9 protein-coding genes and 1 pseudogene are annotated in these 12,492 nt (G+C 46.7%); 5 read left to right on the top strand and 5 right to left on the bottom strand.

Annotation, left to right across the window (positions count from 1 at the left end):
• The first annotated feature begins 68 nt into the window (after window positions 1–68).
• From C1T29_RS03155 to C1T29_RS03135, 5 genes are read left to right on the top strand one after another with little or no spacing between them, the layout of a single operon-like run.
• Window positions 69–1,007 carry a DMT family transporter gene (locus tag C1T29_RS03155; protein WP_208945611.1) on the top strand — a complete coding sequence of 313 codons (939 nt, stop codon included), beginning with the start codon at window positions 69–71 and terminating at the stop codon, window positions 1,005–1,007.
• On the top strand, window positions 964–2,241 hold the full coding sequence (locus C1T29_RS03150) for an ATP-grasp domain-containing protein (protein WP_103749459.1): 1,278 nt from the start codon (window positions 964–966) through the stop codon (window positions 2,239–2,241). Before C1T29_RS03155 ends, C1T29_RS03150 begins: the two co-directional genes overlap by 44 nt.
• A gap of 1 nt (window position 2,242) precedes the next feature.
• Window positions 2,243–2,809 carry a prephenate dehydratase domain-containing protein gene (locus C1T29_RS03145; RefSeq protein ID WP_020453535.1) on the top strand — a complete coding sequence of 189 codons (567 nt, stop codon included), beginning with the start codon at window positions 2,243–2,245 and terminating at the stop codon, window positions 2,807–2,809.
• Window positions 2,806–4,044, top strand: coding sequence for a DUF6421 family protein (locus C1T29_RS03140; RefSeq protein ID WP_208945610.1), 1,239 nt, complete (start codon window positions 2,806–2,808; stop codon window positions 4,042–4,044). The genes C1T29_RS03145 and C1T29_RS03140 overlap by 4 nt, the downstream gene beginning before the upstream one ends.
• Entirely contained in the window at window positions 4,041–5,330 is a 1,290-nt protein-coding gene (locus C1T29_RS03135) for a valine--pyruvate transaminase (RefSeq protein WP_103749457.1), read from the top strand. The genes C1T29_RS03140 and C1T29_RS03135 overlap by 4 nt, the downstream gene beginning before the upstream one ends.
• A gap of 30 nt (window positions 5,331–5,360) precedes the next feature.
• Here the strand turns inward: C1T29_RS03135 and C1T29_RS03130 are convergent, their stop codons facing one another.
• The 5 genes and pseudogenes from C1T29_RS03130 to C1T29_RS03110 all read right to left on the bottom strand — a co-directional run bounded on the left by C1T29_RS03130 (window position 5,361) and on the right by C1T29_RS03110 (window position 12,367).
• Window positions 5,361–7,487: a cellulose biosynthesis cyclic di-GMP-binding regulatory protein BcsB gene (locus C1T29_RS03130; RefSeq protein ID WP_095323591.1), complete on the bottom strand. Its 2,127-nt coding sequence runs from the start codon at window positions 7,485–7,487 to the stop codon at window positions 5,361–5,363.
• A 5-nt stretch (window positions 7,488–7,492) separates the two neighbouring features.
• Window positions 7,493–8,755, bottom strand: a pseudogene (locus C1T29_RS03125) (glycosyltransferase).
• On the bottom strand, window positions 8,748–10,475 hold the full coding sequence (locus C1T29_RS03120; RefSeq protein ID WP_103749455.1) for a DUF2334 domain-containing protein: 1,728 nt from the start codon (window positions 10,473–10,475) through the stop codon (window positions 8,748–8,750). The pseudogene C1T29_RS03125 and the gene C1T29_RS03120 overlap by 8 nt, the downstream one beginning before the upstream one ends.
• Complete coding sequence (locus tag C1T29_RS03115; RefSeq protein ID WP_025810544.1) at window positions 10,465–11,304, bottom strand: diguanylate cyclase domain-containing protein; 840 nt, start codon at window positions 11,302–11,304, stop codon at window positions 10,465–10,467. Before C1T29_RS03115 ends, C1T29_RS03120 begins: the two co-directional genes overlap by 11 nt.
• The gene (locus tag C1T29_RS03110) at window positions 11,285–12,367 is read right to left on the bottom strand and encodes a lipoprotein YdaJ (protein WP_231516567.1); all 1,083 of its coding nucleotides are present in this window, start codon (window positions 12,365–12,367) and stop codon (window positions 11,285–11,287) included. Before C1T29_RS03110 ends, C1T29_RS03115 begins: the two co-directional genes overlap by 20 nt.
• Between the last annotated feature and the right edge of the window lie 125 nt (window positions 12,368–12,492).

Below are 12,492 nucleotides of genomic sequence, written 5' to 3'. Positions count from 1 at the left end.
TGATCAGAAAAGATTTTATTTTCTGAAAATAAATGACAGCAAGACAATAACAAAATCAGGTGAATGCTATGCGGACAAACGTTTTAAAGTATCGGGTTCATATTTTATTTATCGTATTATGTTTGATCGGCGGGACGACATGGGCTTTTCAAAAAGCCGGGTTGAGTGACAGCCTTCCATTTTGGTCCGCGGGCATGCGGTTTATGATCGCAAGCATTTTGATCGCGGCGTTTCTTTTGATACGAAGGCAGTTTGTGCTGTCAAAGGAACTGCTGGTGCTGTCGTTTTTGAACGGCATCATGTATTTTTCCGTTCCATTTGGATCTGTTTATTGGGCCTCTCTTTATTTGCCGAGCGGGTTGGTGTCTATATTAGCGGCTAGCATTTCAGTCTTTGCCCTGATGATCAACCGCCTTGTCAAAGGGACACCGGCGACGAAATTGCAGAAATGGGGCATTTGCCTTGCGTTGCTCGGCATTACAATCGTGTTTGGCAATCAGCTGTTGATCAAAGTCGATGTTATTGAAATCGTCGCCATGATTGTGATTTTGTGTGCGATGTTTGGCTCGGCTTTTATTCAAATCAAAGTACAGCAGAGAATTCGTTCGCTTCCGATCTTGAGCTTTAACTCCCTTTCGATGCTGAGCGGCGGAGCGGTATTGCTCATCAGCAGCCTCATCTTTGAAAGCGGGACAAGAACGTTTTCCGGCGTGAGCCTTTATGCGCTGCTTTATTTAGCGGTTGTCGGCTCGATATTGGGTTTTTGGATCAACATTTATCTGCTTAAAAAATGGCACATCTCAAAAGCGACTTCCCACTTGTTTATCTCCCCCGTCATTGCGCTTTATATCGGATTTCTGTTTCTGGATGAAAAACTGAATGCGAATATTTATTTAGGAACGCTGTTGGTCATATTCGGTGTGATGTTCATCAACTTAAAAAAAGAAGAGAGGATCGCGAAAATTGACGATACGAAACAAAAACTTGGCCATCATTTGTCAAAATAAGCACTTGCCGTTTATTTTTGAAGAAGCTGAGCATTTAGGATTGAAGGTCACGTTCTTTTACAATTCAGCCGAAGATTTCCCGGGCAATCTTCCGGCTGTGGAACGCTGTGTGCCGCTGCCGTTATTTGAAGATGAAGAAGCGGCGCTGGAAATCGTCAAACAGACATTTGTCGAATTTCCGTTTGACGGCGTTGTGACACTGTTTGAGCCGGCATTGCCTTTCACGGCAAAAGCCGCTGAAGCTTTGAATCTGCCGGGGCTTTCTTTCACAACAATGGAAAACTGCCGCAATAAAAATAATACCCGCAGCATCCTTCAGCAAAACGGCCTGAATACGCCGGTTTTCCACGAGTTCCATACGCTCGCTGATCTCGAAGACAGGAAACTGACTTATCCATTAGTTGTTAAGCCGGTCAACGGCTTTTCAAGCCAGGGCGTCGTCCGTGTTGATGATAGGAAGGAGCTTGAGGAGGCCGTCAGGAAAGTCGAGGCTGTTAACGAGACGGACCTTAATCGATTCGTACACGGCAAAACGGGCATCATAGCCGAGCAATTTATCGATGGGCCGGAATTTGTGATTGAAACGCTGTCGATTCAAGGAAACGTACATGTTCTTTCGATTGGATACAAAGGGAACAGCAAAGGTCCGTTTTTTGAAGAAGGCGTCTATATTGCTCCGGCTCAATTGAAAGAAGAGACGCGCCTTGCGATTGTTAAGGAAGTGACAGGAGCCGTTTCAGCGCTGGGCATTCATCAGGGGCCGGCTCATACGGAGCTGAGGCTGGACAAGGTCGGAACACCTTATGTTATCGAGGTGGGCGCCAGAATCGGCGGTTCAGGGGTTTCGCATTACATCGTCAAAGAGAGCACGGGCATCAATTTTATGCAGCTTGTCTTGCAAAACGCAATAAAGCCGCTGGAGAGCAGCGAGTTTAAAGAAGAGATCCGGCCTGTAAGGACAGCCGGCAATTATATCATTCCTGTACAGGGCTCCGGCACTTTTGAAAAAATCGACGGACTGGAAGAAGTCAAACAGAGGCCGGAGGTAAAGCGGGTGTTTCAATTTATTGGAAAAGGCGCGAAAATTCTGCCGTACCCGCATTTTTCCGGTTATCCCGGATTTATATTCACAAGCCATCATTCATATGAAGAATGCGCAGCTTTCTACCGGGAACTGGATGATGAGCTTCATATCATATATCAAAATAATTTGACGGGTACAATAGGAGGTTAAGATGATCTCGACTAAAGTGCAGGAAGAACAAGCCGTGATGATTGTCCATACGCTCGGTCCCAAAGGCACGAACTGCGAAAAAGCCGGCCTGCTTTGGCTCAAAAACAAAGGGGTCCGCGGGGAAGTCAGGCTTTATGAAACGTTGGAAGAAGCGCTCCCTCATGTTAAATCGACAGAAAATTCAGTTCTTTTAGGCTGTGCCGTTTACCCGTTTTTGCATCAAATTGTATTCGAGAATCTCGCTGACTTAAAGATCATAGACAGTTTTGTGATGCCGACATACAACATGGTTTTTGCCGCAAAACAGCACACGATGGCATCTGACATTCAAACCGTCGCTTCACACCCTGCTCCCGCCCATCTGGCGAAGCTGTTCAGCAGTCAAGTCCAATTTGTCACCAGCAATGCACAAGCGGCCCTGGCCTGCGCTTCAAACGCGGCTGACGGCTGTATCACGACGATTAAAGCAGCTGATGAACACCGTTTGAAAGTCATTCAAGATTTTGGAGAAGTGCCGATGTGTTTTACGATCCACGGGCTTAAATCAATCGAAGGAGGAAGCCGATGACGACATTGACAGGGGACATTGTAAACTTGGTCAACGAGCAGATTGTACCGAACATTCATGAATTACAGACGTACCAAAATGATAAAGGACAGATTACAGAGCGTCGCGAAAGCGCGGAACAGCTTCTGCTGCAATTGATAGAAGACGCTGGAACCATTTATGAAGCGGTTCACCTAACGGCTGCAAAAGAGGCGTTTAAACAGGACGTCTTGGATTGGATCAGACGCGGATTAGAGGAGACGCCGTATTTTGACCGGTTATTGACGGCTTACCGGGCTCCGAATGATCAGGAGACGACCTTTTTTGCGGCGCCGATCGTGACGCCGAATGGGCCACATGCGAAAGGCTGTTATTTTGAAGCCTTTTTGGCCGTTCGTGAAGAACCTGCCATGATGAGGCCGATAGAAGAGGAGCTGCCCCATCCTGAAAACGGCTGCCAATCCCTCAAGCTTCTCGCCGGAACAAAGGGGTTCACGGAAGAAAAATGTATCGTATTCTTCCCGGAAAATGTGAAAACAAAAGAGAACATTACATCACAGACATTCGCGATTTTCTATTTTAATAAGTTTTATCACATTTACCATGAGGATACGCTGAAAAGAGCGAGGGCCATTTTTGAACATGCGCCTTTCAAGTCGGCTCAGCTTTCCCCCGACCGCACATATGAAGCAAGGGTGCTGTGGGGCTACCTTCATGACTATTTTCATCATTGCGGAAAAAAACCTTTTCATCTGCATATTCAGGCGAAAATGAATTTTTTCGCAGGCATTTTAGAAGAAGTCAAGGTCGATTGCCAAGCGATCCTTACTTTGTGGGAGCGGCAATATGACGGCTGGGAGGAAATAATCGAATTTGTTTTGTATGAACGGCTGCTGCGCTATCCAAGCCAGCATAATGCAACGCGGAATTTTGATTCCGGGACAGGCTATTTTCTGTTCAGCTGGATCATTGAAAACGGCCATTCCATTCAAAGAGGAGAAGAGAAACCCGTGTCGCTTGATCTTTCCCGATGCATGGACGATTTAAAAAAGCTTGTGGCTGAAATCGAACAGCTGGAAGAGATCGAGGATGACTCTGCATACAAGGAGGCGGCGGAACGCTATGTCAGACAATACCTGCCTCCCGGGCGTGAAGGCGAGCGGTTCAGCGTTCCGGAACAATATTTCATTGACGAGATCAATAAGAAAATCGAAACCGCCCGTCTTCGGTTTGAGCGGGAGAGACTGGAAGCGTGAAGCCGGCATTAAGCAAAATCGGAGAGAAAATGAATGAGAAGACAGGGGTCAGGGCTGTGATGAACGATATTCAGGAAGTCCTGGCCGGCGGAGATCGGTCATACATTAATTTAAGTGCGGGCAATCCAATGATATTGCCCGGCGTGTCAGCCATGTGGAAGTCGGCTCTTGCCAATCTGCTCGACGATGACAGGTTTTCTTCGGTAATCGGCCAATACGGATCGAGCTATGGAACCGATGAACTGATTGAAAGTGTTGTCCGCTTCTTTTCAGAGCGGTATCGCGCCGACATTCGAAAAGAGAATGTGCTGATTACAGCCGGAAGCCAGCAGCTGTTTTTTCTGGCGATTAATTCGTTTTGCGGAATGGGAAGCGGGTCTGTGATGAAAAAAGCCTTGATTCCGATGCTTCCCGACTATTCAGGATACAGCGGAGCGGCGTTGGAGCGGGAGATGATTGAGGGGATACCTCCTCTCATTTCGGTATTGGATGATCATACGTTTCGATATGAGCTCGACCGTGAGGCGTTTTTAGAGAGGATGAGGACCGATCCGTGCATCGGCGCTGTCTTGCTTTCACGGCCGAACAATCCTTGCGGAAACATCCTGCCTGGCGAACATGTAGCATTCATTTCAGACGCCTGCCGAGAAGCGAATATTCCGCTGTTCATTGATTCCGCATATGCTCCGCCTTTTCCGGCGATTCATTTTATCGACATGGAACCGATTTTCAACGATCAGATTATCCACTGTATGAGCCTTTCAAAAGCAGGTCTGCCTGGTGAAAGGATCGGAATCGCCATCGGGCCGTCCCGGTATATTCAGGCAATGGAAGCATTCCAGTCTAATGCGGCGATCCATTCTTCGAGGCTGGGGCAGTATATGGCGGCATCTGTTTTGAATGACGGGCGCCTCGCCGACGTGTCGCTAAATGAAGTCAGGCCGTATTACCGCAATAAATTCAAGCTGCTTAAGGATACGCTTTTAGGCAAGATGCCTGAAGACATCAAATGGTATTTGCATCAAGGGGAAGGGGCGCTTTTCGGATGGCTGTGGTTTGAAGACCTGCCGGTGACTGATGCGGCGCTGTATGAGTATATGAAAGCCGACGGAGTCATCATCGTTCCCGGCTCATCTTTCTTTCACCACCAATCCCGCCCCATGGCGCATTCGCACCAGTGTATACGAATCAGCCTAACCGCGGCGGATGAAGATATCATAAGGGGAATCGATATTTTAGCTAAAATTGTGAAGGATGTATATGAGAAGCAGGTTGAATACTTATAAAAAAACAGGGGCTAGAAGCAAGCCCCTGTTTTATTCGTCAATCTTTCCGCCGCCATTGGCCTTTCTTTTTCTCCGCCTGGCGGTTGTCAAAATCAGAATAACCGCTGCCGCTATGATCACGATCAGGATGGCAATGTACATCACATGTTGCTGATTGCTTTCCTGTTTATCATCCGTCTTGATTTCAGCTGATTTTGCTGTCAGCTGCTGATGGTTTGTAAACAGCTGATGGCTGTCCGTTTCATTAACGACGGTTGCTGCGAAGTCATTGCTGTTTAAAAAGTTGATCATTTCTTTTGTGACAGCTGTGCCTTGCCCTTTAAACGGCGCGAAAACAGCCATCGAGTAATTTGAATCCCAAAGCGATGTTTGAGTAAACGCGATTTGTTTCGTCGTTTCATTCAGCATTTGAAAAGATGACACATCAAATGCCCCGTTTTTCGCCGTCGGAACAGCCAATTCGGATGTTTTTTCCTTCAGCAGAGAGAATTGATCGACACTTCCGATGAAGATGATGTTTCTTCCTTTCATGTCATCCGGTTTGACTTCAGCGGATGTTTTCACTGTGAATGCCTGCCTGGCTTCGCTGCCGAAGGAGCCGACCACAAGTGAAAGTTCATGAAGCTTTGACTGATCCGCCTTGTCGGGCAGGATCATCAGCGTTTTGTTGTCCTGATCTCCCGCGTAGGGAAGCGGCCACTCTTGAAAATCGGCTGAAGCTGATGTGTCGCTGACGTGGTAAGACAATGCACTCTGTTTATCGATGAAAATCCACTTGTCACCGTTCCCCGCATAGCAGGGGTTGTTCTCTTTCAACCCTGAAGTGGCAAATTGAATATCGATGTAACGGTTTTTTTGCAAAAGTTTCGGATCGACTTTTAAAGAAACATGGTAAAAGCCGTTTTTGTCTTCTTTTCCTAAATCGTCAAGTCCGACGGAATGAGGCTGACCATTGATCATGACCTTCAGCTCCGCCTGTTCCGCAGCTAAGTCGCTTTGACGGGCCTGCTTTTGAATCGTCTCCGATTTTTTCATCGTAAGCGAAAGCTTTGCAGGTTGATTCTTGTCTAATAGCGCCGGTGCGGGGTAATAAAAATGCTCGGAAGATGTTTGTCCGGACCCGATTGTCAAATCCCCCGTCCCGAAATCCTCGAGTGTCAGCTTGCCGCCTTCCCGTTTATTATGCTGCTGAAGTTTGCCGATTGCCAGCGTGTCGCCGCTGAGCTGGGCGGCATACGTTTTGTCGGTAATGACGCTGATCTTTTCAGAAAGAACATCATCAGATGATGCAGCTGCAAACAATACAGGCTGTTGCTTATCCTTTGCTTTGAGCATCCGTTCCGCAAGCAAAAGCTTGTCTTCTTTTGCTTCGAGCTTTGCTTGTTTCAACAGCTTTTTCACTTTGCCGCTCCAGTGATGCTGGACGCCGATCACAATCGTCGGCCTGTCGATTTTCGCCAGGTCAGATTCACCAAAGATCTTCGTGCTGATGCTATTGTCAACCGTTTTAAGGTAGGCTTCTGTTTTAACTGCAGCTTCGATTTCAGCCGAACTTGGATGGTCCGGAATGACGATTGCCGTTTTTTCCACGGAGCTGCCGGACTGGGCGAACGGATAAGGATAATGTTCGAGCGTCACTCCTTTAGATTCGTTCTTTTCCCCGATATTCAGACGGCTGTCCGGGTAAATTTTGATCCAGTTCCCGGAAGAGTCCTGTGTGACGCAGACGCCTTCATGAACCACTCCGTAGAACTTCAGTGATAGGCTGTGAAACCCTGGAGACGACTGGCTTTTGTTTAGTGTGAGTTTCAGCGTTTTCTTCCCGGCATTCCCTGCAAGCTTAACCGTTTTGACCGGTTCGCCATCAATCTCGGCTGTTAAAGAAGACGGTGAAATTAAAAGGTCTGAGGCCTCGTATTCAAGTGTGAGCTGCTGATGGACAGAGGAGGCGCCCGCTGGAATTTGATACGTCAACTCGGCGCTGTCTTTTGCCCCGTACAAGGTTAAGAGATCGTTTGTAAGAACTTGCTGTTTGGCTTGTTCCCGGCTGTTTTTCCCGAGGATCGAGCCGTCTACTGTAACGTCTTTGGCAGCTGCAGCTTGTCCCGTCGCCGTGATCAGCATAAGGCTTGCCAGACATATGATGATATATTTCAAAAAAGTCACCCGCTTTTCTTTTGATTGTATCGTTCTGTTTTGTACCATTTAACCTCTTGCTTGAACAGGCGGTGCTTGATTTCGACGAATAAAGAATAAATCACGAGCCCAATCCAAGCCTGCGAGTATGTAAAGTACATCAGAAAAACGATGAAAAAGTTCTGCCTGTTCATTTCTGTTTTTTCGATGCTCAGTGTAATCATGACCTCCGTCATAAATAGAAAGAAAGCCAAAACCCATTATATGATAGACAAAAAACCGAATGAAAGATGCAGATTATAAAATAAATTGATCACAAAAAGCGCATTTGACATGATGACACCAAAGAAAAACAAAAAATACGTAAAAAAGAAATAAAACAAATCAAAAATAATCCGTTTCCTCTTCAGCTTGAAAAATTGAGCCAAAAATTTCAGGACGACATACTGGTTGCCGCGCGCCCATCTTGTCCGTTGACGCCACCAGACTTTCCACGTTTCCGGCTCCTGTTCCCAAGTGACGGCCGCCGGGAAGAAGCGGATGTGGTAGCCGAGGTTGTAGACCCGGATCGTAAGCTCGGTATCCTCCGCGAGCGCCTGATCGTCCCAGCCGCCCAGCTGTTCGATAATGCTTCTCCTGATGGCGAAATTGGTGCCGGGGATCGTGGCGATTTTGAACCATTTCCATCTCCCGCCCTGTGCCATCCATTGGAAACAAATCGTTTCGATGTTGATAAATTTTGTGAGCAATGTTTTCGCCGCATTGATGACGCGGAATTTTCCCACCACTGCTCCGGCTTTCTGATCGTTCATGAGCCCGAGGACAAGGTAATAAACAGCCATTTTTTCGGGCGTATTGTCGGCGTCATACACACAAATGACATCTCCGCTTGATTCGGCAAAACCGCAATTGAGCGCCGTCGATTTTCCCTTTCCGGCATGCGGAGGTTTGGTCACGACCATTTTAATAAAGTCGTATTGTCTGGAAAACTCATCTACAATGTCGCCCGTCCGGTCAGATGAATTGTCGTTGATGACGATAATCTCCAGCCGGTCCTTCGGATAATAGAGATTCACCATCGCCTTCAGCGTCTGCCGAATCACGACCTCTTCGTTATGCGCAGGAATCAGAACGCTGACCTTCGGGAGATCCTTTACGTTCTCTTTCCACTTCGGCATGTTCCGTTCGAAGGTCATATAGTGGCGGAATCCGCCCTGCATCAGAAACATGTGATACAGAAGCATGACCCATATTAAGCTTAACGAGATTAGGAACAGAACATTACCCACGGTTTTTTCTCTCCTTAAAGATTCGTTTTTTTAATGTGGCTCTCAAGTAAAGGGTATAGCTCACAAACATGACAACAAACAAGAGCACAATGAGAGAGAGAATCCAAAGCGCCTTTTCCAGCGGGCTTTGCTGGTGATGATCGAAAAACGTCTCAATGGCGCTGACTTTGCTTTTAACTTGAATCGTTCCATCTCCGCTTGTGTGAATTTCCACTTTATCTGTTTTAACGGTTTGCTTTGTCTTTTTAATATCGAGCCATTCGCTGTTCGGAATGCGTTCCATTTGATCAACCAGCTCAGGGAGATATTTCATTCCAAGATAAGGATGATAAAATGCGCCGGCTACTCCGCCTTCAAAATCGATCATTTGAGAGATGCGTTCCTCGACTTTGCCGAGCGGATTTTGATCCGATTGATCAACATAGCCGATGGTCTCAGGATAGAGCGTCATCCCATGGAGTATTGCCGGTTTGGTAACAAAAGGCCCGGCGCCTGACGTTTTCCATGTTGTATCGCTAAGCTGAACCTGGCCGAACAAGCTTGTGAAATACTGTGAGGCGATCTGATAGCCGTGCTCTGACATCGTATAGTGCGGCGCTTCAAACGCGAGCGGATACAGTCCTTCTGCGGTGAGATCTTCAATAGCGTTCGTCAGCTTCTGCCGCGTGTACGTTTCCTCATTTTTTCTGAACGGCTTCAAATAGTTTTGATATGCTTCTTCATTCGGAAAGTTCTGTTCCTTTTGCAAAAGGGTCGCGGGCTCTTTCGCATTTTGCGATGTGATCGGCTGATCGGCTTTAGCATCCCAAAACTCGAATCCTTCACCGGTTTCGCTGTAGCGGTATGTATGGGTATACCCGTGAACAATTACACTGCCGCCCATATCCTGCAGCTTTCTCAGCACGTTGACAAGCTTCGGCTTTTCAGACATATAGACTTTGTCGCCCGTTTCAGGATTGACATATACCGGAATCACAGAAAGGATAAAAGGAATATTTCGTTTATGCAGATAAGCCCCGGCTTGGAGCAGCAGTTTTTCATCCGACATTGGGCTGATATCCTCAAGCCGCAAATATAACAGCGTGCTGTCCGGGGTTTCACCAAATGCCTGTCTGAGCTGCTTAGCGGCGAGGAGGTTGTTGTTGAGCAAATCGGTTAAACCGATGTACACGTTACTTTTGCCGGTTTTCCATGCGAATGGGTGAGCTTTTCCGTCGTCAGCTTTGTATGTGTACAACGCTTTTCCCTTCAAGCCTGATACCTCAAGGACACGAATTCCGCTTTCTAAAGAGGTATCGTGTTCCTCATTTGTGCTGCGAATCTGATACACATTGTCTTCGCTTTTCAGCGAAAGATCTGCAAATTGGCTGAACTGCCCGGCGTTAAAGCCGATCGCTGTCACAGGTTTTTGGAAGGAGCTGATCAGCTGCGCGAGCTTTTTGTTCAGCTTTCTTTTCGTTTGTCCGTAATAGATGACGCGGTCTTTTCCTGCCAGATCCGCAGCTTTGACATCCGCATCATTTACAACGGTCACATGGGATGTAAAATGGCCGGCGATAAGGTCGAGCATTTTCACATCGGCTGATTTTTTGCCGTCCAATGAATAGATGATGAGAATGCCGCGCTCCTGCTGCTTTGCCCCGGCGGTGTCCGGAACATGAAAAACCGCAGCCAGGATAAGGACAGCCGCGCATAGAAGTAATATCCGCTTACAGTTCATTCATCATCATCTCGTTTTCTAGTTCTTCTAAAAATTGCTCAGCAGTCTTTAAATCGTTTTGATATGATAAGTGGCACACGTGGAAGGTCAAGGTGACATACTTGCCGTTTTTCAGCTGGTATGTGTTCAGCTGTTTCTTCAGTTTTTCAAGGACGGCAGGCATATGCTCAGCAGGCGTGTGTGTCAGCAGGATGCCGAACCGCTCTTCGGCAGGCCGGAATTTTTTATCCGTTTCCCGGACACATGATCTGATTTGACTGCTGACAAATTGAAAGAGACGGTCGGTTTCTTTTTCTCCGTACAGGGATTTGAACTCTTTGAAATAATGCATTTGCAGCAGTAAAAAAACAAATGAGTTGCCATACCGCTCCGCCCGCTTGATTTCTTCCGAGAGCTCCAGCTTCATCCTCTGTTTATTATCAAAGCCTGTCACCCTGTCAATTGCAACGAAGCTATTGATCTCGTCTTGAAGGTGTTTGACAGAGCGGTGAAGTCCGATCGCGATGTCATGGATTCTCCCTGACATGAAGGAGAACAGCAAAAGCGCTATTCCCCAGATGACGAGGGTTTGCAATTCCGTTTCAGACGAAGCGTCTGTGTGAAGAAACATCATCAAAGTTCCGAGAACAAACAGGACGATGATCGTCCCAGCCAGTGCGTAAATCGATCCGAGCCATATTCCCGCTGCGATGATGGCAAGTGTGATGCAAATGATGAGAATGGATTCGGACTGCGGGGCTGAGACATAATGGATGAACAACGCAAGAGCTGCTGCTATTCCCGTCATATAAGCGAACATTTTTTGCGAATCATTGAATGATATTTTCATTTAAAAGCTTCCTTTCGGCTAATAGGGGCAGCAGGTTATCAAAAGAATGCGTATCATTTCCGCTCATATATCCCCCATAATACGTCTCAGACGAATCAAAAATTTCAAAATCATTCATTCGATCATACAGCGCTTTGATGACGTCTTGATCTTCGTTTTGGTTGATGAAAAATAATATCGCCAAAGCGTAGACGGATGGAGATTCGTATTGAACCGCCGGCTTTTTTGTATCGATCGAGTACCGGCCATACAGTTTGCCGCCGGTTTGAAACGTCTGTTTGAGCCAATCCGCTAATACAGCGGCTTTTTGATCCTTCGGCGGTAAATGCCAAGCTGTGTAAAGCTGATCAATGAGATTGACTTCATGGTCATAGGTGTATGCTTTCGTTTCTGTACTGTACACTTTCGGGAGAAAACCGTTTTTCAAAGGGGCGCGGTAAAGAATGTTGGCGTTCCGCCTTTCGGTATCCTTATCTATCACTCCGTTTTTTTTCAAGACGGATAGCGCATCTGGCATGATATAGGAAAGCGTGATATCCTTTGATGCGGATTGAGAGGCGGAGTCGTAAAAGTCCGTCAATATCCCGTTGTTCATGTTGTGCGTTTTTAATGCGGAACCGATGTTCAGAGCGGTTTGTTTATACTCGCTGTTTCCCCATAGAGCTGCCGCTTGATCGAGGCTCACCATGATTCTGAGATCATCGATCAAGGCGTTTACCCCGCTTGCCTGGCCGTTTTGGATTTGCCATGAGACCAGGTTGTTTTTCATCAGGAAGGATTCGGTCAGGTGCTGATATTGCTCATGAAAATGCTCGCCGTCTTTTTTACTGATCAAAAATTCCATCCACAAGCCAAGCGATTCCGACAAGTAAACAGGCTGGTCAGAAAAGCTGGTTTTAATCAGTCCCTGATCGCTCATTAAATGATGGTAAACGAAGTGTTCGGCAGGCTGCAGCGCTTCATCATTTTTGTCATCATCTGACTGATCTTCAGCTTTGATACAACCGACGGCCAGACTGGCCGATAAAAAGCACAGGATCATACCAATCCATATATACCTCACGGGTGCTTTCACGATAGATCACCCCGAATGTTTTTTTTGAGAATAATTTTGACTTACTTATTATAAATGAAAAAATGGAGATTGCTAGATTTTTTTGATCTTTTTGGACTATCCAAAAAGAGGAC

The sequence above is a fragment of the Bacillus sp. MBGLi79 genome (genome assembly GCF_002953915.1).
The sequence above is the reverse complement of the archived record's forward strand: the minus strand, read 5'-3'. Positions and strand labels throughout refer to the sequence as shown.